Raw genomic sequence first — 25,794 nt, 5'->3', positions numbered from 1 at the left:
TCGAAGGCAGCGTTCATCCGAGCGGGCGCACACAACGCACTCGAAGACAGCCACACGGAAACGAGGCCACCATGAGCCGAGCCCAAGACTTGCTGAAGGTTCGCGAGATTCTTCAGCGCCGCAGGCGGGACATCCTCACCACCAGCAGCGGCACGCACCGCGAGCTGACCGCGCTCAAGGACCAGGAGCGGGATCCCGAGTACGAGGAGAACGCCCAGTCGGAGCTGGCGGACTACACCCTGTCCAGCCTGATGGAGGCGCAGCGCCGCGAAATCATGCTCATCGACGCCGGGCTGCTGCGCATGGACACGGGCGTCTTCGGCGAGTGCGTGGACTGCGGCCAGGAAATCTCCATGGACCGCCTGGAGGCCCTGCCCTTCGCCATCCGCTGCGCGGAGGACGCCGAGCAGCACGAGCAGGACATGCGCGGCGGGCACTACGCGGCGCCGTCGCTGTAGCCCCGCTCCGGTGACGTGACGCGCGGGCGCTCCCTGGTTCCGCCGGGGAGCGCCGCTCGTTCAATCGCCCTCTTTCTTGAGGACGACGAAGCGGTAGTTCTCCAGCTCGTTCTGTCCCGCCGTGTAGAGCACGCTCAGGAGCATGTCGTAGGGGACCTTGCGGTCCGCGATGACGGACAGCTCCTTGCTGAAGGGCGCCTGAGGATTGCGCTCGGCGATGTACTTCAGCTTCTCCACTTCCTTCTTGAACCGCGCGTCGAGCGGGAGCACCAGCCGGCCCTGGAGGGCCTCGGCGGGGAGCTGACCGTTCACCAGGCGCAGCACCTCGCGCTCACCCACCAGCACGCTCTTGGACGTAATCGTCACGGCGATGGTGTCCTGCGGCGTCGCGCGGGTGGTGGAGATGGGCGGCCGCACGTCCTCGGACGCCGTCACCGCGGCGGAGGACGAGGCGAAGGACTTGAGCAGGAACACCAGGAGGATGGTCATCATGTCCATCATCGCGGTGATGTTCAGCTCCTTGATTTCCCCCGCCGCGTCGCGCTCCTTGCGCTTCTTGCGCGCCAGGGCCCTGCGGAAGCGCAGCCGCGCCAGGGCCTCCTCGTCGACGGCGTCCGGCGCGTGCGCCAGGGGTTCGGAGGACGACATGGCTCAGGTCCCCGCCAGGGTGACATCGGGGAACAGCAACCGGCGCTGCGGGCCTTGCTCCTCACGCAGCGCATCCATCGTCTGGATGAGCGCCTCGTAGGGTACGTCCGCGTCCGCGCCGACGATGACCTTCGTCTCCTTGGGAAACCCGGTCTTGATCTTCACCATCCACGCGTTGAGCGCGGCGTAGTCGTAGTCGCCGGCCGCGTTCGTCGGCACCGTGGGCGCACCCCCTTCACCGAGGATGGCGTTCTCGCTGCTGACGAAGTGGCCCTTGCGCGAGATGAGCACGGACAGCGTGAGCTTCGGCTCGTCGGAGGGCGCATCCTGCGTCATCCCCGTGGACGGCGCGCCGTAGCCCGGCGCGCTCACGTTGAGGATGCCGAACGAGGTCAGCCCCGTAATCGACAGCAGCATGAAGATGATGAGGTTCATGAGGATGTCGAGGTACGGGACGACGTTCAGCTCGCCCGACTCTTCTTCCTTGCGGACCTTCAGCTTGCGGCGGGAGTAGTGGAACGCCATGGCGCGCGCTCGCCCCGCCCTACGACGCGCGAGCTTCGAGCTCCGTGGCCGCCGGGTCCGCGCTGCCGCGACGCGACAGGAGGTTCTCCAGCTTCAAGGCGTTGAGCTCCAGGCTCTCCACCATGCTCTTCGCGTACGACGTGAGGAACAGGTGGAAGATGATGCACACCACCGCGATGGAGAGCGCGAAGGCGGTGTTGTTCATCGCCTTGGAGATACCGTCCGACAACAGCCGCTGCTTCTGGTCCGCGGGCACGTCACCCAGCGCCTGGAAGGTGCCGATGAGGCCGAAGATGGTGCCCACCAGGCCCACCAGCGTGGCGATGTTCGCCAGGGACCACAGCCAGGGGATGCGCTTCGAGACATGCGGGCTGTGCTCGATGATGGCCTCCTCCACCGCCTTGGAGACCTCGATTTCACCCCGGTTCGCGTGCACCAGCCCCGCGCGGATGATCTTGGCCAGGGGCGCGGTGGGCGCCATGCCACACACCTTCACGGCGCGGTCCAGGTTGCCGCTGCGCACCAGCTTGGAGATCTGCTCCATGAAGGGCGCCGGGTTCAGGTTGTAGCGGAACACCAGCGTGACGATGCGCTCCACCGACACCGCCAGCGCGCACGCCAGCCAGAACAGGTTCACGAACATGAACGGACCGCCATCCTTGAAGAACTTGATGACGGAGTCCGTGACGCCGAGCTTTCCGGCGTCCGCGGCCGCGAGGCTCGCGTTGACCAGCAACTCGCTGACCACCGAGGAAATCATTGCCCGGGTTGTAGGGCGGGCCCGCCGAAGCTGTCAAGCCACGGACGGGCCAGCCCCCCGTAAACACTTGGGTTTTCAGGCCGCCGACGAAGTTCCCGGGTCCGTGGGGACGCCCGCCTGCTCAACGACCTCCCGCCGGTGACCGCACTCCTTGTTCGGGCAGGCGACGTACGCGCCGTCCCGCTTGGAGAACTTCTGGAGGAGGTACGGCGACGCGCACTGGGGGCACGCCTCCGCCAGGGGCCGGTCCCACGCGGCGAAGCGGCAGTCCGGGTAGCGGTTGCAGCCGAAGAAGATCTTCCCACGGCCGCTGCGGCGCTCCGTCAGGTAGCCCTGCTTGCACTCCGGGCACCCCACGCCGATGGAGATGGGCTTGGACGTCTTGCAGTCCGGGTAGCCCGAGCACGCCATGAAGCGTCCGAACCGGCCGCGCTTGATGACCATGGGCTTGCCGCACTTCTCGCACACCTCGTCCGTCGTCTCTTCCTCGACGATGACGATCTTCCCCTCGGCGTCCCGCTTGAAGTCCTTGGTGTTCTTGCAGTCGGGGTAGTTCGAACAGGCGAGGAAGTGCCCCATCTTTCCGAACTTGATGACGAAGTGGTTGCCGCACTTCTCACAGGCGATGTCGGTCTTGATCTCCTCGCGCTTGACGTCGCGCATCTCCGCCTTCGCCTTCTCGAGCGTCTCCTTGAAGGGCCCGTAGAAGTCGCGCAGCACCGACACCCACTTCGCGCCGCCTTCGGAGATCTGATCGAGCTTCTCCTCCATCGTCGCCGTGAAGGTGACGTCCAGCTCGTGGGGGAAGTGCTTGACCAGCATCTCGTTGGTCATCTGCCCCAGGTCCGTGGGCCGGAAGCGGCCCTCGAGCTTCTCCACGTACTTCTTGTCCTGGATGGTGGAGAGGATGGCCGCGTAGGTGGACGGGCGGCCAATGCCCTTCTCTTCCAGCTCCTTCACCAGCGTGGCCTCGCTGAAGCGCGGGGGCGGCTGGGTGAAGTGCTGCTCGTGCACGAGCCTCTGCAGTCCCAGCTTGTCGTTGTCGTTGAGCAGCGGCAGGTCGCCCACGGCGTCGGCGCCATCCGCGCCCTCTTCGCCCGCGGCCTTGGCCTTCTCCTTCTCCGACTCCTCTTCCGGCGTCAGGCCCGCGCCGTACACCGCGAGGTAGCCGGGGAACTTCAGCGTGCTGCCAGAGGCGCGGAACGTGGCCCGGCCCGCGGCGATGTCCGCGCTCGTCTGGTCATACACGGCGGGCTTCATCTGGCACGCCACGAAGCGGTTCCAGATGAGCTCGTAGAGCCGGAACATGTCCTGCTCGTCCATCGCGTCGAAGAAGGGACGCACCCGCTCCGGCGGGTACTCCAGCGACGTGGGGCGGATGGCTTCGTGGGCGTCCTGCGCGCTCTTGCGGGACTTGTAGACCACCGGCTCTTCCGGCAGGTACTCCGTGCCGTACTTGGAGCCGATCATCTCCCGCACCTGCTTCACTGCGTCGTCCGACAGACGCGTGGAGTCCGTGCGCATATACGTGATGAGCGCCGTCTGCCCTTCCTCGCCGAGGGGCACGCCCTCGTAGAGCTTCTGGGACAGCGTCATCGTCTTCTTCGCGGTGAAGGACAGCCGGTTGGCCGCCTCCTGCTGCAGCTTGGACGTGATGAAGGGCGCGGGCGCGTTGCGGCGCCGCTCACGGCGGTCCACCTTGGACACGGAGAACGCGGCGTCCTTCAGCTCGTTGACCAGGCCCTCGGTGATGGCGCGGTCCTTGAGCTCTATCTTCTTGCCGTCCACCTTGGACAGCTTGGCCTTGAACGGCGGCGGGCCGGAGGGGCCCTCCAACAGCGCGTCCAGCGTCCAGTACTCCTCGGGGACGAAGGCCTTGATCTCCGTCTCGCGCTCCACGATGAGGCGCACCGCGACGGACTGCACGCGTCCGGCGGACAGGCCCCGGCGGATCTTCTGCCAGAGCAGCGGCGAGATTTGATAGCCCACCAGCCGGTCCAGGATGCGACGCGTCTGCTGCGAGTCGTAGTTGTCCTGGTTCAGCTCGCGCGGCTGGGCGATGGCCTCTTGAATGGCCTTCTTGGTGATTTCGTTGAAGGTCACCCGCATCGCGTCCGGATGCGCCAGCTCTTCCTTGATGTGCCACGCAATGGCCTCGCCCTCGCGGTCGGGGTCCGTGGCCAGGAAGACCTTGTCGGCGGACTTCGCCATCTTCTTCAGCTCGTTGAGCACCTTCTCCTTGCCCTTGATGACCTCGTACTGGGGCTGGAAGTCGTGCTCCACGTCGACGCCAATCTTGCTCTTGGGCAAGTCCTTCACGTGCCCCACGGAGGCCTTCACCGTGTAGCCGGAGCCCAGGTACTTCTTGATGGTCTTCGCCTTGGCGGGCGACTCCACGACGACCAGGTAGTGCGGCCCCTTGCCGCGCGGCGTGGCCTCTTCCTCGGCGTCCGCGTCCACGGCGGGCAGCGAGTCGTCATCACCCTTCTTGGTGGTGCGCCGGCGGGCCGCGGTCTTCTTTGCCACGGTCTTCTTGGCCGCGGTCTTCTTCTTGGCCGCAGGCTTCTTCTTGGCGGCCGTGCGACCGGTCGCCTTGCTGGGCGCCTTCTCCTCGGTCGCCTCGGTCTCTTCCGCCTTCTTCTTCGTCCGCGTGGCCATGACTCTCCTACCTAGATCTTCTCGTACAGCCTGCCCGGGTGCTGGACGACCAGCCCCGTCATCTCCAGCTCCACCAGCGCGCTGACGAGCGCCGCGGGTGAGAGGGTGCTCCCGGTCAGCACCTCATCGAACGTCCGGGGAATCCGGTCCAACACCGCATAGGCGCCCCGCGCTTCCGGGGAGAGCCCATCCCACGAATCAACCTTTCCCGGCGCCACCATCCACCCGGGGTCAACACCCACCGCCCGCCAGACGTCCTTCGCATCCAGGCACGCACTCGCGTGCCCCTCCCGCAGCAGGGCGTTGCAGCCCGCCGCGTCCGCCTGACGCACATCCCCTGGCATCGCCAGCACGGGCCGCCCCTGCGTCCGCCCCGCCCTCGCCGTGTGCAAGCTGCCCGACTCCGCCCCCGCCCTCATCACCAGGACCGCATCCGATGCGCCGGAGATGAGCCGGTTGCGCCGGGGAAACGTGGAGGTGCTTGCCCGCACCCCAGGCGGCAGCTCGCTGAAGAACACCCCGTCCCTCTCCAAAAAGTGAGGAAGCAGGCGGGCTTGCGCTGGGTCCAACGCATCCAGCGCCGACCCCAGAAAAGCCCACGTCTCCGCGCCCACGTCCAGTGCACCCCAGTGGCACGCCCGGTCCACGCCCGCCGCCGCACCCGACACCACCCCCACCCCACCCTCGGCCACCTGACGGGCGAAGGCACGGGCAAAAGGCAGGAAACCCTGATCCGGATGTCGGCTGCCCACCATGGCCACCCGCCTGCGCGGCGGCCCGGGCTGGCCCCGGTGGAAGAGCAGGGGCGGCGCGTCCTCCACCTGCTTGAGGCGCTCCGGATAGGCCCGCTGCTCGGCGAACGCCACCCTCATGCCTCCGGAGCGACACGCCTCCTGCAGCCGCTCCGCGACGACGGGGAGCCGCTCCAGCGTGGCCAGCCGTCGGCGGACTTGTGGGGAAACCGGCGCTTCGGACACCCAGTCTCCTACCGGAGTCGTGGCCAGGGGGGCGAGACGGCCGTCGGCGAATGCGCGCAAGGCGGCCAGCGTCCTCGGCCCCAGGCCGGGAACGGCCCAGAGCGCCAGGCATGCCTGCTGCTCCGCCGTGAGGCTGTCCGTCTCAGCGTCCGCCATACCGACCCCCTCGATTCCCACCTATATAGAAGATGGGTCCGCAGGGAGGGGCGCGACACATAAACACCGGACCGCCACCGGTCAAGCACTCAACCCCTCCGGGACGGGAGGGGATGCACTTTTCCTGCCGGGTTCAGCGGCTGGCGGTGGGAGCGGGGCTGACGCGCATGTACGCGCGGTCACCGATGTTGATCTCCTCGGTGGAGCGCATCATCAGGCAGTTGTTGGTGCGCTCCTTCACCTCGGTGACCATGCACATGCCGATGTTCTCCCACGGCAGCGCCTTGTCGGACGCGGGCGGCGGAGGCAGCTCCGGCTTGCCCAGCACCTGCCGGGACGGGTCACCCTGGCGGAGGATGAGGAAGGTGTTGCCCAGCTGGACGCCGTCCGCGCTGCCCCTGTCCAGCACCAGCGTGTTGTGCTCGCCGAGCAGCGACAGGTAGGGCACCAGCGGCGTCACCACGGTGGCGTTGAGTTCCTTGGTGTTGGGCCGCGGGGCGACGCGCTCACTGAGCTTCTCGCCGTAGGGGCCCACCAGGTCGCCACGCTCGATGCCGTCCCAGGTGTCGACAATCTGGGCGGTGACCATGCCCTTGTCCACGCGCACCACGCGCAGCGTGCCCACGAAGTCCGTCAGGAAGCCGAGCTGCTTGCCCGAGCGGGGGTGCTTCACCGCCTGCGTGGTGTGGAAGACGACATAGCGGTCACCGACCTTGGCGGAGGCATTGCGCTTGAAGCGCACGTAGACGTTGTCCGGGAAGGACAGCATCAGCGCGCCGCTCGGAGAGCCGTCGATGCGGCCCGCCTCCTCCAGCTCGCGCGGGGTGACGAAGCCCTGCGTCGTCACCGGCCGCGACGAGGACACGTCGTAGCCAATCTTGCCCGACACCGAGACCATGTCCCCGCCGGACATCTCCGTGGGAGCGGCCACGTCGACGGTGTCATCGCCGGTCTCCACGCGCCGGGGCACTTCCTCACCCCCGCCGAAGAAGCTCACCTGGTTGCCCGGGTAGATCCAATGCGGGTTGGCGATCTCCGGGTTGTAGGACCAGACCTTCGGCCAGTACCAGGGGCTGCCCAGGTAGCGCGAGGACAGGTCCCACAGCGTGTCACCGGACTCGACGGTGTGGACCACGCCAGGGGCGCTCTCACGGCCCTTGGCCGCGCCCGGGGGCAGCGTCACATTGGTGCCGGAGGGGCGCTCGGGCGCCGCCTCGTCCATGACCTCGGCGCCTTCCGTCTCACTGCCAGCCTCGGTCTCATCCTGGTCGCCGCCCTCCTGCTGCGCGAGTGCGCTCCAGGCGGGGGCGACGGCGAGGCTCAACATCAGCGAGGTGAGGATCCGGGAGCGCATCGCACGACATCCTTTCGAAGAAGACTTCACTGCGGGAGCGCGGCGAGCCGCTGCTCCGCCTGCGTGGCGGCGGCCGTCCCCGGAAACTGGGTGACGACGCGCGTGTAGAGAGCCCGGGCATCCGCGGCCTGGTTGAGCCGCATCCGGCACTCGGCGAGCCGGAGCATGCCGTCCAGCATGGCGTCCCCGGCGGGATAGGTGGACAGCAGCCGCTCGAACGTCCTGGCGGCGTCCTTGAACTCGTTGAGGCCCATCAGCCCCAGCCCGCTGAAGTACAGCGCGTTGTCCGCGCGCGGGTGGCGAGGGTTCTCCTCGGAGAAGCGGCGCAGGCGCTGCACGCCCCCCTCCACGTTGCCGGTGCGCAGGAGCGACACGGACTTCTCGTAGTCCGCCTCGAGCACGTCGGGGTCCGGCTGATCCGCGGGATCATCCTCCCGCGTGGTCACCATCGTGGCCCCGCCCGTCGACGCCAGGGTAGTGCTACCCGAGGCGCCGTCCGGCACGTTGCTGATGAACATCTCCACCTGCTCGGACTCGGGCTCCACCACCGCCACCCGCGTGGCCAGCCTGGGCGCGGGCTCGAAGCGGGGCTTGAGCTTCACCACCGACAGCTCCGGCGTCTCCGTCAGCGCCCCATCCTGCTCCGGGGCGGTAACTCGCACGGAGGCGGGGGTGGCCTGCTTCGTCGTGGACGAGGAACCTGGGGCCCGCGCGCGGTCGACGGCGGCATGGGCCTCCAACCGCTCCAGCCGGTCGACGAGACGGGACTGCGACTCGCGCAGCACGCGAAGCTCCGCCTGCAGGGCCCCGACCTCCGCCTGGGTGGCGGAAGTGGTGGCACAGGCACACAGCGCGCACAGCGGCGCGGCGGCGAGCAAGCGGAAGATGGCGGAGCGCTCGAGCACGGGCCTCAACGGATGAAAGTCCCTTGCGAGGATAGGAAGGCACGTCGGAGAGCGTCAAGAAAACGGCCGGCGCTCCCCTTCTAGAACCGGTTTACCACCAGGTTGAGGTGCCGTCCCGTGCGCCCCGCGTCACGCCGGTGGGAGAAGAACCGCGAGGGCTCACATGCGGTACAGACCTGTAGCACGTCCACATGGGCCGCCCGCAGCCCCGCGCCCAGCAACGTCAGCCGCACCGCGCGTGACAGGTCCAACCGGATGCGCCCGCCCTCCTCCTCCACGACTTCCGAGCCGAAGCGCGCCGTGAAGCGCTGTCCCAGCTCCGGGGAGACTTCGTAGCAGCAGCGCTGAATCGCCGGCCCCACCACCGCGAGCAGCCGCTCCCGCCGGGCCCCTTGTGCCGCCAGCGCCTCCACGGCGCGTGCGCTGATGTCCGCGTCCGTTCCCTTCCACCCCGAGTGCACCGCGGCCACGCGCCGTCCGTCAGGGTCCACCAGCAACACCGGGACGCAGTCCGCCGTGCCCACCGCCACCCACGTCCCGGGCACGCCCGTCCACAGTGCGTCCGCTTCGCCCTCGGGAGGCCGCAGCATGTCGCCCCCCTCCTCCACCCGCGCCTCCAGCACCCGGTCGCCATGCACCTGGGACACGCGAGACAGCAAGCCCAGGGGAGCCCCGGCCGCCGTCGCGAGCCTCCGGAGGTTCTCCTCCACCTTCTCCCGCTCATCTCCCGTGGAGAAGCCCAGGTTGAGCGAGGCGAAGGGCCCCTCGGACACACCGCCCGCGCGCGTCGCGAAGCCATGCGGAACGGGAAGCAAGGAAGACGTGAGCAGCTCGATCGCCATGCGTTGCCTCTTCTAACCGTGACGCCCGTCGCGACGCATGCGGACGTCGACCTGCGCCAGCCGGATGCGCCAACGGAATGAGAAAATTCCCATGCAAGTACGTTTGACAGTCCGCGTCAGCCCATTGACAATTCCTCTGACTCTTCGTGAAACGAGTTGAATCCTTTCGGACGAAGTGACGCGAACGCGCGCATGCCCCTGGGTCCCGACACTGTAGGCCGCAAGCTCCTCTGGAGCATCGCTCTGCCGGGATTGGTGGTGACGTTGCTGGGCGTGGGCCACTTCTGGCGCGAGGCGCGGGTGGCGGTGCAGGACGCCACGCAGGTGGAGTCACTCGCACTCGCGGAGTTCGTCGCCTCGACGTTCCTGTTGCCGCAGGGGCCCGGTGCCCACGCGCATGGCGCGGTGACGGAGGTGCTCCACTCGGACACGCGGCTGTTCCGCTCTGTGGCGGACGTGCGTGTGCTGACGCCGGATGGACGGGTGCGCTGGTCTCGCGCGCCTTCGGAGATTGGCACCGTGCACCCGGAGGCCTCGCGCCTCACCCGCCCCGGGCCGGAGACAGCGCGCTCGGCGGACGGCGTCACGGAGGTGGTGCGGCCCCTGGGCGGTCCGGAGTGCGGGAGCTGTCACTCGCGCGGTGAGGTCCCTGGCGCCAGCGTCCTGCAGATGCGGATGACGGAGCCCGCGCTGCACCAGCAACTGACGCAGGTCTTCGATGGCGCGCTGGGGTCCATGGCGGTGTTCGCCATCCTGCTCGCGCTCGTCATCGCGCTGTCGCTGCACTTCAACCTCACGCGTCCGCTGCGTCGGCTGAGCGCGGCCATGCGGCGCGCGGAGGCCGGAGATCTGCTGGTTCGCGCGGACGTGCGCGGCACGGATGAAATCGCGCGCCTGAGCGCCGCCTTCAACCAGATGCTGGCGCGGCTCACCGCGATGAAGGCGGAGGAGATCGACACCCACCGTGACTTGGAGCTGGTGAAGGAGAAGCTCGCGCTCAAGGACGAGCTGGAAGACCGCCTTCGCGAGCTGTCGCTGCTGTTCGACGTGACGCGCTCCCTCAACTCCACGCTGGAGCTGGACGAGCTGCTGGAGGCTGTCACCCGGCTGGTGGTGGAGCGGCTCCAGATTCCGGAGTTCTCCATCATGCTCGTCAGCGCGGAGGGCTCGCTGGAGGTGCGCCAGGCGTGGCCGGAGGGACGTGGCGCGGAGGGCATCGTCTTCTCGGTGGGCGAAGGCGCCTGCGGCCGAGCGGCCCAGACGCACAAGTCGGTGTACCTGCCGGACGTCGGAGACCCCACCAGCATCTTCGCGCGCCGTGGACTGGTGGAGGACGCGATGGTCACCGGCGCGCTGCTCGCGGTGCCCATGGTGCACGCGGGCACGCTCATGGGCGTGGTGAACTTCCAGCGTCCGGTCATCGCCAGCTTCTCGGTGGAGGAGATTGAGCTGCTCACCGCCGTGGCGGACATCGCGGCGGCGGCGGTGAAGAACGCACAGCTGCACGCGGAGACGGTGAAGCTCACCATGACGGACCCGCTGACGGGGGTGCCCAACCGACGGCACCTCTTCCAGCGCATGGAGCTGGAGCTGGCGCGCGCGCAGCGCTTCGGCACGCCGCTGGGGCTGCTCATGGTGGACGTGGACCACTTCAAGCGCCTCAACGACCTGGCCGGCCACCGGGCGGGTGACGAGACGCTCCGCCGCGTCTGCGACATCCTCCGCACACGCGTACGCAAGGTGGACACGCTGGCGCGCTACGGCGGCGAGGAGTTCGTGCTGCTCCTGCCCCACACCACCAAGCAGGACGCGGTGGAAGTGGCGGAGAAGCTGCGTCGCGCGGTGGCGGAGACCATCGTCCTCTCGCAGCCGGGCCTCCCGGGGGGCCACGTCACCGTGTCCGTGGGCGTGTCCCACTTCCCCACCGACGCCAACACACAGGAGGGGCTCGTCGACAGCGCTGACGCGGCCCTCTATTGCAGCAAGCGCACGGGCCGCAACCGCACCACGCCGTTCGAGCTGGGCATGGAGATCCACCCCGGCCGCGAGCGCGGGCCCCACACGCCTCCCGCCGAGGCGACCGCCCCCATTCCTCCGGGCGGCGTGGCCAAGGCGTAGGACGCGGCGCGGAACAGCTCAGCGGGACACGAGCGTGCGCACCGTGGGCAGCATCAGGTCCGCCCACTCCTCGTAGCCTTCCTCGGACGGGTGGAAGCCATCGCCCGAGAAGAAGTGCGGCGCGCGGGGAAACATCTCCTTGCTGGCGGTGTACAGGTCCACCAGGTGCAACCCCTCCGTGTGCGCCACCTGGGCGATGGCGGCGTTGAAGGGCTCGATGCGGCCTTCGTAGAGCGCACTGGGCACCAGCCTGGCGACGGGCGCCAGGGCCAGGTCCGCGATGTTCACCAGCACCAGCGGAGCACCCGTCTGCTTCAGCCGGCGGGCGATGCGCTCCAGGTCCTCCTGGAAGTCCTCCACCGCCGTGCCACGCCAGAGGTCGTTGGTCCCCACGCCCAGCGTCACCAGCGTGGGGTGCGCGGCCACGGTGGCCTTCACCTGCCCGGTGAAGACGTCGCGGATGCGCGCCCCGCTGACGCCCAGGTTGGTGAAGCCCAGGGAGAGCCCGTCCTTGCGCAGCCGCGAGGCGAGGCGCTCGGGGTACCCCCCGCCGCGCGTCGCTCCCACGCCCACTGCGGTGCTGTCTCCCAGCGCGACGTAGTTGACGCTCATGTCCGTCGCTCCACTACGGCATGCGCAGCGCGCGCAGCAGCCGGCCGCCTCCCGGAGAGGCCACGCGCAAGAGCAGCGTGCTGCCCGCGGGCGCGGCGCGAATCGCCTTCGCCAGGTCGTCCGCGTTGTTCACCGGCTTGCGGTTGGCTTCCACCACCACCATGCCCGGCTCGAGCTGCGCGCGGTCCGCCGGAGAGCCCGGAATCACGTCGGTGATGAGGGCGCCCTGGCGCTCGGTGAAGCCCGCCTGCTGCGCGGTGCGCGCATCCAGGTTCTGGAGGCTGACACCCACGCGACGCGAGCTCTCCTGCGAGTCGTCGCCCTGCTGCTTGCGCGCGGCCACGCCTTCCAGGTCGGGCCGGGTGCCGAGCATCACCTTCACGTCCTGCTTCTTGCCCTCGCGGAACACCGTCAGCGTGGAGGTGCTGCCCGGACGCTTGAGCGCCACGGTGCGCGTGAGCTGGCCACTGGACGTCACCGTCTGCCCGTCGATGGCGGTGACGACGTCGTCCGACTTCAGGCCCGCCTTCGCCGCTGGAGAGCCCGGATTGATTTGCGTGAGGATGGCGCCCTCCGTCACCGGCAGCTTGAGCGCGCTCGACAAGTCCCGCGTCAGGTCCTGGATGCCCACGCCCAGCCACGCGCGTGTGACGGAGCCGTCCTTCTCGAGCTGCGGCACCAGCGCCTTCACCAGGTTGCTGGGCACCGCGAAGCCGATGCCCGTGCCGCCGCCGACGATGGCCGTGTTGATGCCGACGACCTCGCCCCGCATGTTGAACAGCGGACCGCCGGAGTTGCCCGGGTTGATGGCCGCGTCCGTCTGGAGGAACTCGTCGTACGGCCCCGCGCCGATGTCACGCGCCCGCGCGGAGACGATGCCCAGGCTCACGCTGGACGCGAGCCCGAAGGGATTGCCGATGGCGACGACCCAGTCGCCCACACGCAGTCCGTCGGAGTCGCCCAGCTTCACCGTGGGCAGGCCCTCCACCTTGTCCTTGATCTTCACCACCGCGATGTCGGTGAGCGGGTCCCTCCCCACCACCGAGGCGGAGAACGAGCGCCCGTCATCCAGTCGCACGGTGATGGAGACGGCGTCCTCCACCACGTGGTTGTTGGTGAGGACGATGCCCGTCGGCTCGATGATGAAGCCGGAGCCCGCGCCCTGGCGGAGCTGCTCCCGCCCTCCCCTGCCTCCAGCGCCGCCACCGAAGAACCGGTCGAAGAGCGGGTTGTCCTCCATGCCTCTCGCGCCTCCACCGCCGCGCGCCTGCACGTCCACGTTGACGACGGCGGACTTCACCGAGTCCACCAGCGGCGCCAGCGACGGGAGCGCCTGCGCCTCGCGAGTGGCCGGCTGGAGGTTTCCAGGCTGGCCCTGCGCGGGAGCGGGCGCCGGAGCCTGCGCCCACGAAGCCGACGGGAAGGCGAGGAGCAGCGCGGTGGCCAGGGCTCTCCGGGACGCGACGGAAGAACGGTTCATATGCTCCCCAAACTAAAGCCGAAATGCGGTCCAGCAAGCGAAACGGCCGACGGTCATCCCTCGAAACAATCGGGCCCGCCACCCACGGGCCCGGAAGCTCATCCCAGTCGATAGAGGCGGTAATCGAGCTCCGGGAAGAGGTTGTCGCGGCCTTCCAACTGGGCAAGCCAGCCCTCGTCGATGGTGCCCGCTCGCAGCTCGTCGTGCAGCCGGAGGAAGTGCTGGACGTGCTCCCGGGTGCGCCGCTTCGCGTACTCCACCATGGTGCCCGTCTTCATGATGAAGGCCCAGTCGGAGCTCTGCGCGAGCAGCAACTCCCGCGCGGCCTGGTTGAGCGCGCGCCGCTGGAGCTCGGGGGCGTCCGGGAAGTCCCTCGCCAGCTCCACCATCTTCCGCGCGCAGTGAGTCAGGTGGCGGTAGACCCAGTCATTGGTGCCATCCAGCCACATGTGCGCGTAGCCGCCCGCGCCCCACGAGGACATCGGCGGCGTGGCCACCTGGTTCTCGGGGTTCTCGCGCAGGTCATCCAGCGGAGTCACCAGGTCGAAGGTGGACTGCTCGCGCGCGGCCTTGCGGATGAAGGCCTCCAGGAACCACGGCCCCTCGAACCACCAGTGGCCGAACAGCTCCGCGTCGTAGGGCGAGACGACCACGGGCTTGCGACCGCCGAGGCGCGAGGCGAGGTGCTCTATCTGCCGCTGCCGGTTGAAGAGGAAGTTGCCGGCGTGCACGGCGGCCCGCTCTCGCGCCAGCGCCGGGTCATAGGGGCGCTTGTCGTTCGTCTTCCCGGTGATGCGGTAGTACTTGAAGCCGGTGTTCTTGCGGTCGCCCGTCGGCTGGATGAACGGACGGATGTAGTCCAGGTCCAAGTCCCAGCCGATGTCCCGATAGAACTCGCGGTAGTCCGGGTCGCCGGGATAGCCGTACTCGGCGCTCCAGACCTGCTGGCTGCTCTCGGGGTCTCTCGCGAAGGCGGCGACACCGGCCTCGGTGAAGATGGGCGCGTAGGGGCCATGCAGCGGGCGCGGCGTGGCGTCCGTCAGGCCGTGCGTGTCCACGAAGAAGTAGCGGATGCGCTCGGCGGCGAGGACTCGCTCCAGGCCCGGGAAGTAGCCGCACTCGGCCAGCCAGATGCCGGCCGGGTCCCTGCCGAAGTGTTGACGATAGTGGTTGGCGGCCACCATCACCTGGGCGCGCACGGCCTCGGGCACCTGCTGCATCAGTGGCAGGAAGCCGTGCGTCGCGTTGCACGTGAGGATGTCCAGGTAGCCCGCGTCCTGGAGGCGTCGGAACGCGGCGACGAGGTCCCGCTTGTAACGGTCATGGAAGGCGCGGCGCAGGGTCTCGAAGTGGTCCCGATAGAAGCGTGCCAGGGGTCCGAAGGTCGCGTCGGTCCGGGTGCGGTGGACCTCGCGCGCGCCCAGCTCGCAGAGCTGCTCCAGCTTCCGCGCATAACGCGTCATCAGCAGCTCGTCCCGCAGCATGGTGACGAGCGTGGGGGACAACGTCATTGACAGCCGGAACGGGATGCCGTCCTCGGCCAGGGAGTCGAAGGCGAGCAGCAGCGGGAGATACGTCTCGGAGATGGCCTCGTAGAGCCAGTCCTCCTCGAGGAAGTCCTCGTGCTCGGGGTGTCGGACGAACGGGAGGTGCGCGTGAAGGACGAGTGAGAGGGAGCCCAGGCTCATGGTCGGTCGAGGTGTCCTTGGGGGTTCACGAGCGGCCCTTGCCCGAAGGCGGCTTCCGGTGCGCGGCCTGGTCCGAGCTTCCTGTCGCCTGCTTCACCGGCTCTGGAATCGAGCCTCCCGCCACGTCCGAGTAACGCCGGTCCGAGGCACCAGGAGCGCGGGGCGGCGACTCGAAGTAGCGCTGTTCCGAGGCGCCTGGCGCACTCGGGGGAGCCTCGAAGTAGCGCAGCTCCGCGGAGCCCGTGGCGAGAGGAGGAGACACGAAGCCACCCGCGTTCGTCGGTGCGGACGCGCTGGGAGAAGGCTCGGCGTAGCGCATGTCCGAGGCTCCCGGCGCGCGGCCGATGTCCAGGTATTCGTAGGGAGGACGCGACGCGCCGTCCTGGTAACGCTGCTCGGAGGCCCCCGGGGCGCGCACCTGCCCGAGTTCGAGGTATTCGAACGCGCGCGGCGACGACGAGGGATGCACCGGGCCTTCGCCGTACCGCATGTCCGAAGCGCCCGGCGCGCGCTCCTGTGCATCGAGGTAGCGATGCGAGGCGACGTAGCGCTGGTCCGAGGCACCGGGTGCGCGCTCGATGCCTTGCAGATAGGTGCCGGAGTCCACCTGGGAGCCTGGGCCTTCGGCCGACGGAGGAACCCCGGGCCCGACGCCTTCGCGATGGACCACGGGGATGTCCTTCGCGCCCGCGCTCCCGGGCAGGTTGACCCGGTGCCACGTGATGTACTCGCGCTCGAGGTTCTCCGGTACAGGCGTGGGGACTGGCGCGGCGGCCACGGGGGCCTCGGGCTCCACGGGGATGGGCCGGCGCAGGAAGCGCACGGAGGTGTCCGTCGATACGCCCGCGGCGGGGAGCGCCACGCGATTGCTGGAGGGGCCGATGCGATGCGCCTTGCCACCCCGGCCGATGTAATGGGCCTCGACCCGGTACGGCCGGCCCGGTGGAAGTCCATGGATGTAGTAACCGCGTGACTCGAGTGAGCAGTCCACCTCGCGCACGAGGGACTCTCCATCGAAGACGCGCAGGACGGCCCGAGGCTCTTCCAGGCCCTGCATCGCGCGAGACCGCGTGGCGGGACTGAAGTCCCAGAGCGCGAAGAGGGTATGCGGGTCGCGAGGGAGCAGCACCGCGGTGTCGTCGTGGTACTCGCGAGAAAGCGGGTCCTCGTTCGCGAGCTCCGCCGCGGCGCTGGGGGACGACTCCGTCCGGGGCGCGGGTGGCTCCTGGAGGTGATGGCGTCGAGCTTCGGCCTCGCCTCGGACGCGAGCGACGAAGAAGCCCTCGATGAGCGGTTCGGCGGGGTGCTGCTCCACGGGCTCCACGGGCGGCGGAGTCACGGAGCCAGCGTCAGCCGGGCTGGAGGGCTCCGCTGCGTCAGGGCTGGCACCGAACACGGCTTCGGGCTCCGTCGGCGACACGGTGTCGCGAGAACCACGAGGCTTGGGTGGAAAGTTCACGATGTGGGCCGGGCGTGCGGAAGGTGGGCTGTCGGACTTCTCTGAAGCGCGCTTGGCCGCCACGCGTTTGGGTGCGGAGACACGTCCCTGCTCCGGCAGCTCCTCGGGGGCCGCCTTCCGTGGAGTCTTTGCACGCGGCGTGTCTTCGGCGAGTGGGGCCGAGGCCTTCACCTTGGACACCATTGCGGAAACCGCCGCCGCGACCTTCGCGGGGGCCTTGCCCGAGGCCTTCATCTTGGACGCCACCGCGGACACCACCGCCGCGACCCTCGCGGGGACCTTGCCCGAGGCCTTCACCCTGGACACCACCGCCGCCACCTTCGCGGAGGCCTTGCTCGGGGCCTTCTCCTTGGATGATGCGGCCGGAACTTTCACCGGAGCCTGTGCCTTCGCGCGGGCTGGCGGCGTCGCGGCCTTCGCCGTGGGCGTCCCCTTGGCCTTGGCCGACGGAGCCCCTGCCTTCACGGCGAGTCCGCCCTTGGCCTTGGAGGTCCCCGCCGAGGCCTTCACCACGGGAGCGGCCTTGGGCGCGCTCCCAGTCACCTGCTTTGACCTGGCGGAGGGCGTCACGGCCTTGGCGGGACCAGGCTCGGGCTTCTGCTCGGCGAGGCGCTTGCGAGGCAGCTCGATGCCGACCAGCCGGGCGAGCCTCGCGAGCGGGGGCACGAACCCAGCCAGGGCGGCGACCAACTCTTCCTTATTGAGCTTGCTGTATCCGCTCCCCAGGTGCTTCCGGGCCAGCTCTCTCAGGGAGCCGACGGTGACGCGCTTGAGGTCGTCCATGGGCAAGGTCGCCTTTAGGTCGCCGGCCGTGGTGGGTCAACGTGCCAGCATTGCTTGTGTTCGTCGCCCGACCCCCTCCCCACCACCTCACCCGATGACACCCAGGATGCACCTGGGTATTCTGCCCCCGCTTTGAGCGACCTGCCCAGACTGCTCCTGTGCAGCTTCGACGTCATCCCCGGCCCTTCCGGCTCGTCACGTCGTTTGACCGAGTACCTCAAGGCGTTGCCGGATCGCTTCTCCGTGGTGGTGCTGTCGGCGAAGACGCCTGACCACTCCCATATCGAGAAGTACCAGGGTGCTCGACTGCTGCGCGTCCCAGTAGGCTCGGGAGACCTTGCCTCGCGAATCCAGGCTTTCGAGCGGGCTGTCCGACGCCAGCTCGAGAGCGAGGACTACGCGCTCTGCCACTTCACGGACCCGTTCGGCGGCTATGCCCTGTGCGAGCTGAAGGGGGACTACGGCTACCGCCTCATCTACGAGGCGCAGACCTTCCCTTCGCAGGAACTGCGCTACACGCATCCGCAGACGGAGGGCGACCGGCGCTTCCTGTCGAAGGTCCGCAGGCAGGAGCTGTTCTGCCTGATGAACGCGGACCTCATCGTCACCGGCTCCCAGACGACGCGCTCGTACATCCAGTCGCTCGGTGCCAGCGAGGAGCTCATCCGCGTCGTCCGCGCGCCCGTGGACCTGGCGCCCTTCGTCCCCGACGAGCTGGGAGCGCCGGATGGCGAGCCCCTGCGGTTGATGTACCTGGGCAGCCACGTGGGCTGGCAGGGCCTGCCGACGCTGCTGCGTGCGGTCGCGCTGGCGGCAAAGCAGGTCGAGGTGCGCCTCACCCTGGTGGGAGCACAGCACCCGGATTGGCAGCCCCATCTGGATGACCTCGTGAAGGAGCTGGGGCTGAAGGACCGGGTGGAGTTCCAGCCGCCCGTGCACCACGACGACGTGGCCAAGGTGTTGGCGCTGGCGGACGTGGGGGTGCTCGCGCTCGACGACGTGGAGCGCAACCGGCTCCAGGGTGGCCCCCTGGCGAAGGTGTCCGAGTACTGCGCCGCGGGCCGCCCGGTCATCGCCGCCGACCTCCCGGTCTGCCGTGAGCTGATTCCAGGGGACGCCGCGCTCTTCTTCCCGGCTGGGGACAGCCGGGCCATGGCCGACCGCATCATCGAGCTGGCGCGCGACATTCCCCGTCGCATCGAGCTGGGCAATCGAGCGCGCGAGCACGCCGAGGCGGCGCTCGACGCGGGCGTCATCCGAGGCCAGTTGCTGGACCTCTACGACTCGCTGCTGGAGAAGCGCACGGGTCCGGTGACGAGCACGAGCGAGGACGATCTCCCGGCGGCGACGATGGTGACGGGGACTCCGACCAGCCGGCTCGCGACGCTGCTGCCTCCGGACAGTGGTCGGGTGAAGATTCCCCAGCCCGAGAAGCGGGAGCCTGTCGCGGAGAGCTCCATCCCACCGTCGGAGGACGCACCCAGCGACGAGCCGCCCGTGGTGATGGGGATGGTGCTGGAGGATGGGTTCGATACTCGGCTCATCAAGACGGAGCCGGACGCACGTCCCATCGAACCGCCCGTCGTGATGGGCCTGCCCCTGCGCGAGCGCCCCGTCCTGCCCGCCACGACGGCATCGAGCACGGCGGCCTCCGCCGTGAATGGAGCGACAGCACCCTCGGCTTCCGAGCCGACGCCGCTCGCCACCACGGCGATGACCACGGATCCGACGCCCGTCACGCCCACCCGCGCGGTGTCGCCCGAGGTGTCGGGGTCCGACGAGAAGCCTTCCGATGCTCCAGTGGAAGCACGCGAGGAGCGCGCGCGGGAGGAGCAGGACGAGGCGTCCAGCAAGCCCGCGACACCGCTGCTGGAGGATGCGCCCCCGGGTCCGACACCGGTGGAGCCGCAGTCCTCGAAGTCCTCTGAAGAAACACGGGCGCGTCCTGAGTCGGGGGCGCCCACGGAGGAGGACGAGCGCACTGGGGAACCGCCGTCGCCCTCGCCGGTCGTCCGCGCACCGGCACCGCTGGGCCTCGACGAAGCGCCGTCGCCCACGCCGGTCGTACGGGCACCCGCGCCTCTTCCGAGCGACGAGCCGCCGTCACCCACTCCCATCGTTCGGGCGCCCGCGCCGCTTCAGCGAGAAGAGCCTCCCGCGCCTACGCCCATCGTTCGGGCACCCGCGCCGCTCCAGCGAGAAGAGCCGCCCGCGCCTACGCCCATCGTTCGGGCGCCCGCGCCGCTTCAGCGAGAAGAACCTCCCGCGCCTACGCCCATCGTTCGGGCACCTGCGCCTCTTCAGCGGGACGAACCTCCTTCGCCCACGCCCATCGTCCGCACTCCCATCGCGGAGAGGTACGACGACGAAGCGCCTGCACCAACGCCGATCATCCCGGCGCGCTCCGTGCTCGCCAGCCGCAGCACCTCGTCGCGAGTGGAGACGCCGTCGCGACGGATGTCGTCCCTCACCACGCCAACAAAGGGAACTCAGTCCCTCGACGCGGAGCGCGGCGCGGCGCGCCAGGATGCGCTTCGCGATCCGGACCGACCTTCGGGGCGCACGAATTCAGTCTCCGACACTGAGCGCTCCACGGGGCGCGCGGGTTCCTCCACCGATTCGGAGCGCCCCTCGGCCCGTGGAACGCCTGTTCCCGAGCCAGAGCGTCCGCGTGGTACGGCCACCGACTCGGAGCGCCCCTCGGCTCGTGGAACGCCTGTTCCCGAGCCCGAGCGTCCGCGTGGTACGGCCACCGACGCGGAGCGCCCCTCGGCCCGTGGGACTCCCCTTCCCGAGCCCGAGCGTCCGCGTGGTACGGCCACCGACCCCGAGCGCCCCTCGGCCCGCGGGATTCCCGTTCCCGAGCCCGAGCGTCCACGCGGTGCAGCCACCGATTCGGAGCGCCCCTCGACTCGCGGCACGCCCGTTCCCGAGCCCGAGCGTCCACGAGGCACGTCCACCGACTCGGAGCGCCCCTCGGCCCGCGGGACTCCCGTTCCCGAGCCCGAGCGCCCCTCGAGCCGCTCGAGTTCCTCCGTCGACCCTGAACGTCCCTCGGGCCGCACCGCCGTGCCCGAGCTCCCTCCCCGAGCCACCGACCCGGAGCGCCACACGCCCCGTCCCTCGGGAGTCGTCGAGCCGGAACGTCCTCGCGGTGGTACCTCGGACGCCGACAGGCTCCCGCCCCTGGTTCGCCCTACCCCTCCCACCGAGCCCGGCCGCGCCGCCTCACCCCGTGGAAGCGCCTCCGACCCCGAGCGTCCGCCACCCGTCCTGACCCCGGGCGCCGTCCTCATCAGCACGGAACGTCAAGCCCTCGGAGAGCACTCCGCGCCGGACACGGATCGCGGCCCACCGGTGCTCAGACCTGGCGGCGTCACCTCCGACACGGCCCGAAACAGCCCGAACGAGCCCGACCGCCCCCCGTCCCTCCCCCCTCGCGCCAGCGCTCCGCCCCCCGTCCCTCCCCGCCAGCGTCCACCTCGCCTGATGTCCGTGGACGGACCGCCTCGGCTGGAGCCCATCGACGGTGCCACCGCTCGCCCCGCCCTGAAATCGTCCGAACCCGAGGACGAGCCCGAGGAAATCTCAGAGGACGAGGCCCAGGCCATCGAGGACGGTGACGAGGGAGGACCTACTCCCGCCCACTCCCGCCCACGTCTCGATGAGCCCGACGAAATCAGCAGCGACGAGGTCGAGGAGGCCGAGGTCTCCGTCAGCAGCGCCGCCCAGCTGATCGAAGACGAGGACGACCTCCAGGAGGCCGAACCCGACGAGGCCCTCCCCGAGGAGACGGCGGAAGAGGACGGCCCTGCCCCCGAGCCCCTCTCCTCGACGCTCAACCCCTGGTTCGCCCAGCTCGCCCACGGGTACTGTCCGCCCGAAGGCACCCGGTTCGCCCGTCACACACCCCCCACCACCTTCCCAGGGCGGGATGACGACACGGATCCGTCCAGGTTGGCCCCCACGCACGGTGCACCAGGCACCGTTCGCGGCAAGGGCTCGTGAAGCAGCCAACCGAGCACCCTCCGGAAACTTTCCAAGGTTCGGGCCCGCCCAGTAGGATGTTGCGGTTTTCACTGCACTTTTTGCGGGTGGAAGGGCTTCATGGAGCGCCGCGTCCTCATCGTTGAAAGCCAAAACGACTTCGCCCTCAGCATGGCGACCGTGCTCAAGAGCGCGGGTTACCAGACCGCCATGGCGGCGACTGCCACGGATGCGCAGCGCGAGCTGGAGAAGCGCCGGCCGGATCTCGTCGTCCTCCGAGCCGAGCTGCCGGATCAATCCGGGTTCACGCTGTGCGGGCAGATCAAGAAGGGCAAGTGGGGCCAGAATCTCAAGGTCCTGCTCCTGTCCTCCGACACAGGAGTGGAAGGCCTGACGCAGCACCGGCAGACGCCGGGCGCCGCGGACGGCTATCTCGTCATCCCCTTCGAAATGGGGGAGCTCGCCTCGCTGAGCACGGGCATCGTCCCACCCGGTACGGATGACTCCGACTCGGACCTGGACGCCGCGCTGTCCGGCAACCCGCGCGAGGCCCCGCCTCCGATGCCGGCCATCCGCACCAGCCCGGGCGGCCCGCCCAAGCTCCCCAAGCGCGAGCGACGCAGCGCGATGACGGAAGAGGACCGCGCGTTCCTCGACCGCGCGTTCCAGTCCATCGCCGACCGCAAGGCGGAGCTGCTGGCGGAGTCGCGTCAGCTCAAGCGCCCGCCTCCGCGCCGCGAGCTGATGGGTACGCCGGAGGGGAAGATTCAAATCCTCCGCGACGAGCTGAAGACACGCGAGGCCCAGCTCGCCCGCCTCTCCGAAATCTGGAGCGTGCGCGAGCGCGAGCTCCTGTCCGGCGAGGACCGGCTCCACGAGAAGGACGTGGAGCTGCAAGGCCTCAAGATGCAGGTGGACGACCTGCTGCGCCGCTTCAATGAAGCGCAGCAGGCCATGCTCCAGAAGGAACGCGAGCACGGCGCCACCGTCGACGACCTGCTGCTGCAGAAGTTCTCCTCGGAGAAGGACCTCATCGAGGTCGTCGCCTCCAAGGAGAAGGACATCAACGTGCTCCGCAAGGAGGTCCACAACCGCGAGGACGAACTCGCGCGGCGTGGCACCGACCTGGAGCACCTCCGGTCCGAGTACGACAAGCTCGAGAAGCTCCACAACGTCGTCACGCTGGAGTTCGAGGTCAAGGAGCAGAAGCTCCTGGACACCGTCCGCGCGAACGAGACGGACATCGCCCAGTTGGGCAAGCGCGGCGACGACTTCGAGTCGGAGCTGGGCCGCACCGTCAGCGAGCGGGATCAGCGCTACGCCGAGCTGGACGGCGAGATTCAGGCCCTCCAGGAGCGGCTGCAGCAGACGGAGCAGGAGCGCGACACCACCGTCCGCGGCCTGGAGACCCGAGCCGCCACCGCCGAGGAGCATGGCGCACGGGGCGACGCGGAGATCATCCGGCTGAACGCGGAGCGCGACTCACTCGAGGCGCGTCTCAGCCAGCAGGTGGCGGATCTGGAGGCCGACCTCGCGCGCACCACGAGCGAGCGCGAGCAGCTCCGGATGGACAAGGACGCGCTGGAGACGGAGCTCAATCAGCGCGTCGATGACCGCGACGCGAAGATCTCCTCCCTGGACCGCGAGCTGGCGGAGGCCATCGAGCGCAACGAGCGCACCGAGGCGGACCTCAACTCCAGCATCCAGCAGCAACTGGAGCGCATCGGCGAGCTGGAGGGCGAGGTCGAGGCCGTCAAGGCGCACCTGGCCGACCGCGAAGCGGAGCTGTCCGGCGAGCTCCAGGCGCTCAACGACGCGAAGAACGCGCTGGAAGAGGACCTCACCGGCCGTCTCGAGGCGCTGCAGATCGCCAAGGACGCGCTTCAGGAGGACCTCACCCGGCAGCTCGAGGACGTGCGCGCGGCGAAGGCCGAGCAGGAAGCCGACCTCACCGGGCAGATTCAGGCCCTCACCTCGCAGCTCGAGGAGTCGCAGCGCGTCGGCGAGCAGCTCCAGGCGCGCGTGGCGTCGCTGGAGGACACCGTCGCCCAGCGCGAGTCCACCATCGAGGGACTCCAGGGCGACGTCGCGGCGAGGGATCAGCGCATCTCCGAGCTGACGGGAGACCTGGAAGCCACCAGCCAGACGCTCTCGCAGACGCAGGACACGCTGGCCCGCACGGAGCAGCAGCTCGCGGACACGCAGAACACCCTGGCCAGCACGGAGCAGACACTCTCCGAGACGCGCGGCGAGCTGGAGGCCACCAGCCAGACGCTGAGCGAGACGCAGACGCGGCTGGCCCAGACGGAAGAGTCGCTGTCCGCCACGCGCGGCGAGCTGGAGGCCACCAGCCAGACGCTGGCGCAGACGCAGGACACGCTGGCCCGCACGGAGCAGCAGCTCGCGGACACGCAAGGCACGCTGGCCCAGACAGAGGGCACGCTGGCCGAGACGCGCGGCGAGCTGGAGGCCACCAGCCAGACGCTCAACCAGACGCAGAACACGCTGGAGGAGACGCGCGACGCGCTGGGCACCACCACCGCGCAGCGCGACGGCCTCAAGGTCGAGCTGGACGAGACCCACGAGACGCTGCAGACGACGCAAGCCGCGCTGGCCAGGACGACGGGCGAGCGGGACCAGCGCATCGCCGAGCTGCAGGCCCTGGGCGAGGCCAAGGACTCGCTGGAGCAGCTGCTCACCGGCCAGATTGGCAATCTGCGAGGCGAACTCGCGGAGACGCTGGGCAACTACGAGGCGGAGCGGGCCGCGCACGAGAAGCTCGCCGCCGAGACGAGCGCGACCATCGAGGCGCTCACCGGCGAGCGTGACGGCCTGCGCTCGGAGCTGGAGGCCACCAGCCAGTCGCTGGAGCAGGTGCAGGGACAGCTCGCCGCGACGAGCGATGCCCTCTCCCGCGAGCAGCAGACCCATGCGACGAGCCGTCAGCAGGCCGCCAGCACCCAGGCCGCGCTGGAGGCGGACCTCAACGACACACGCAACCAGGTGGAGGAGCTGGGCGAACAGCTCACCATCACCAAGCACGAGCTGGGCGCTCGGGTGGCGGAAGTCACCCAGCTGTCCTCGCAGCTCGCGCAGGTCGAGGACACACGGGCGAACCTCAAGGAGCGGCTGGACGCGCTCACCGAGGAGTCCCAGCGCCGCGAGGAGCTGCTCCAGAACGACCTGGCCACCAAGGGCAAGGAGCTGTCGGACACGCTGCGCAAGCTCACCCAGGTGACGCAGGAGAAGATGCGTCAGGCCGAGGTGCTCAACCGCGAGGTCGCCACCCGCACCGAGCAGCTCAAGGCGATGGAGACCAAGCTCCAGACCCAGGCCGCCGACGCCAAGCGCCACGCGGACGGCCTCGGCCAGCAGATGGCCGGGCTCAACAACCAGTTCGAGCTGGCGAAGAAGACGCTCGGCGAGCGCGAGGAGCAGCTGCGCGCGGCGGGTGCCCAGCATCAGAAGCTGACGCAGGAGCGCGACGGCGTCGCCGGTCAGCTCCAGCAGTCCGAGGCCCGCCTCCAGCAGCAGGCCCAGCAGGCCCAGCAGGAGCGCGCCGAGGCGAAGCGCGCCTCCGACGAGCTGGCGGCGAAGCTGGCCAAGGCCGAGCAACGCGTCGCGCAGCTCACGCAGGAAGCCCAGGCGAAGGCCGCCGACGCCGACGCGAAGGCCAAGGACGCGCAGGCCCAGCTCGCCGCCCGCGCCAAGAAGGCGCAGGACCTGGAGCTGGCGCTGGAGAACGCCACGGGCGCCAAGGCCCGCGCGGAGAAGGACCTGGCCGCGAAGGTCGCCGCCGCCGAGGGCAAGGCCAACGAGGCCGCCGCCCGACTGGCCACCGCCCAGAAGGAGCGCAAGGACCTGGAGGCGCGGCAGCTGCGCGAAATCGAGGAGCTTGGCGCCAAGCAGAAGGCGGAGCTGGAGCGCCGCGAAGCCATCAAGACGCAGGAAGTCACGCGCCTGCAGCAGTCCGTGCAGGAGAAGAGCAAGGCGCTCAAGGTCGCGGAGCTGGAGCTGGCCCGCTTCAAGAGCAAGTCACCCGCCACGCCCGCCCCGGTGGCGGCCAAGGCCGCCAAGGCCGCTCCGCCCCCGGAGGACGACGAGCTCGCGACCCGTCCGCAGCTCAATCAGGTCATCCCCGCCACGGCGGCCCCTGCCCCGGCGGCTCCCGCGAAGGCCGCCAAGGCCGCCGCGAAGCCCGCCGCCCCCGCCAAGAAGGCCGCCCCCGCCGCTCCCACACCGTTGGGTGGCGACGAGTCGGACCCCACCGACCGCACCATGGTCATGCAGATCCCCGTCGGCGGCGTGAAGGAAGACGACGACTGGACGGCGCTGGTGGACGAGTTGGACAAGTAGCTCGCTGCTCCGGGGGCCGCCGCCACGG

General features: G+C 69.5%; 16 protein-coding genes. 4 read left to right on the top strand and 12 right to left on the bottom strand.

Annotation, left to right across the window (positions count from 1 at the left end; genetic code table 11):
* Positions 1-71: 71 nt before the first annotated feature.
* Positions 72-458, top strand: a complete 387-nt coding sequence (locus ACN469_RS28805) for a TraR/DksA family transcriptional regulator (RefSeq protein WP_498772899.1) — start codon at positions 72-74, stop codon at positions 456-458.
* 60 nt (positions 459-518) lie between these two features.
* Here the strand turns inward: ACN469_RS28805 and ACN469_RS28800 are convergent, their stop codons facing one another.
* The 8 genes from ACN469_RS28800 to pgeF form a co-directional block, all read right to left on the bottom strand.
* Positions 519-1,106, bottom strand: coding sequence for an ExbD/TolR family protein (locus tag ACN469_RS28800; protein ID WP_498772897.1), 588 nt, complete (start codon positions 1,104-1,106; stop codon positions 519-521).
* Between the two features lie 3 nt (positions 1,107-1,109).
* Positions 1,110-1,631, bottom strand: a complete 522-nt coding sequence (locus ACN469_RS28795; RefSeq protein ID WP_498772895.1) for an ExbD/TolR family protein — start codon at positions 1,629-1,631, stop codon at positions 1,110-1,112.
* Positions 1,632-1,650: 19 nt separating this feature from the next.
* Positions 1,651-2,391, bottom strand: a complete 741-nt coding sequence (locus ACN469_RS28790) for a MotA/TolQ/ExbB proton channel family protein (protein WP_498772893.1) — start codon at positions 2,389-2,391, stop codon at positions 1,651-1,653.
* Positions 2,392-2,466: 75 nt separating this feature from the next.
* Positions 2,467-5,049, bottom strand: coding sequence for a type I DNA topoisomerase (topA, locus tag ACN469_RS28785; RefSeq protein WP_498772891.1), 2,583 nt, complete (start codon positions 5,047-5,049; stop codon positions 2,467-2,469).
* An 11-nt stretch (positions 5,050-5,060) separates the two neighbouring features.
* Complete coding sequence (locus ACN469_RS28780; RefSeq protein ID WP_498772889.1) at positions 5,061-6,182, bottom strand: DNA-processing protein DprA; 1,122 nt, start codon at positions 6,180-6,182, stop codon at positions 5,061-5,063.
* 133 nt (positions 6,183-6,315) lie between these two features.
* Positions 6,316-7,536: a LysM peptidoglycan-binding domain-containing protein gene (locus ACN469_RS28775; RefSeq protein WP_498772887.1), complete on the bottom strand. Its 1,221-nt coding sequence runs from the start codon at positions 7,534-7,536 to the stop codon at positions 6,316-6,318.
* Between the two features lie 26 nt (positions 7,537-7,562).
* Positions 7,563-8,441: a tetratricopeptide repeat protein gene (locus ACN469_RS28770; RefSeq protein WP_498772885.1), complete on the bottom strand. Its 879-nt coding sequence runs from the start codon at positions 8,439-8,441 to the stop codon at positions 7,563-7,565.
* An 80-nt stretch (positions 8,442-8,521) separates the two neighbouring features.
* Complete coding sequence (gene pgeF, locus ACN469_RS28765; protein WP_498772883.1) at positions 8,522-9,283, bottom strand: peptidoglycan editing factor PgeF; 762 nt, start codon at positions 9,281-9,283, stop codon at positions 8,522-8,524.
* Positions 9,284-9,475: 192 nt separating this feature from the next.
* On the opposite strand from pgeF, the gene ACN469_RS28760 reads away from it, so the two are divergent.
* On the top strand, positions 9,476-11,401 hold the full coding sequence (locus ACN469_RS28760) for a GGDEF domain-containing protein (protein WP_498772881.1): 1,926 nt from the start codon (positions 9,476-9,478) through the stop codon (positions 11,399-11,401).
* 18 nt (positions 11,402-11,419) lie between these two features.
* Here ACN469_RS28760 and ACN469_RS28755 read toward each other — a convergent pair whose 3' ends face one another.
* The 4 genes from ACN469_RS28755 to ACN469_RS28740 all read right to left on the bottom strand — a co-directional run bounded on the left by ACN469_RS28755 (position 11,420) and on the right by ACN469_RS28740 (position 17,423).
* A complete protein-coding gene (locus tag ACN469_RS28755) occupies positions 11,420-12,013 on the bottom strand; it encodes an SGNH/GDSL hydrolase family protein (RefSeq protein WP_498772879.1) in 594 nt (197 codons plus the stop codon).
* Positions 12,014-12,026: 13 nt separating this feature from the next.
* A complete protein-coding gene (locus ACN469_RS28750) occupies positions 12,027-13,493 on the bottom strand; it encodes a trypsin-like peptidase domain-containing protein (RefSeq protein WP_498772877.1) in 1,467 nt (488 codons plus the stop codon).
* A 98-nt stretch (positions 13,494-13,591) separates the two neighbouring features.
* Positions 13,592-15,181 (bottom strand): glycoside hydrolase family 57 protein, encoded by a 1,590-nt coding sequence (locus ACN469_RS28745; RefSeq protein WP_498772875.1) that lies wholly within the window; start codon positions 15,179-15,181, stop codon positions 13,592-13,594.
* A gap of 25 nt (positions 15,182-15,206) precedes the next feature.
* Positions 15,207-17,423, bottom strand: a complete 2,217-nt coding sequence (locus ACN469_RS28740; RefSeq protein WP_498772873.1) for a DUF4912 domain-containing protein — start codon at positions 17,421-17,423, stop codon at positions 15,207-15,209.
* A 132-nt stretch (positions 17,424-17,555) separates the two neighbouring features.
* On the opposite strand from ACN469_RS28740, the gene ACN469_RS28735 reads away from it, so the two are divergent.
* Positions 17,556-21,431: a glycosyltransferase family 4 protein gene (locus ACN469_RS28735; RefSeq protein ID WP_498772871.1), complete on the top strand. Its 3,876-nt coding sequence runs from the start codon at positions 17,556-17,558 to the stop codon at positions 21,429-21,431.
* Positions 21,432-21,530: 99 nt separating this feature from the next.
* Entirely contained in the window at positions 21,531-25,766 is a 4,236-nt protein-coding gene (locus ACN469_RS28730; RefSeq protein ID WP_498772869.1) for a response regulator, read from the top strand.
* Positions 25,767-25,794: the final 28 nt, after the last annotated feature.

Source organism: Corallococcus terminator, from assembly GCF_049194865.1.
Classification (GTDB): Bacteria; Myxococcota; Myxococcia; order Myxococcales; family Myxococcaceae; genus Myxococcus; species Myxococcus terminator_A.
Note: the sequence above shows the minus strand (reverse complement) of the source record. Positions and strands in the feature narration are given on the sequence as shown.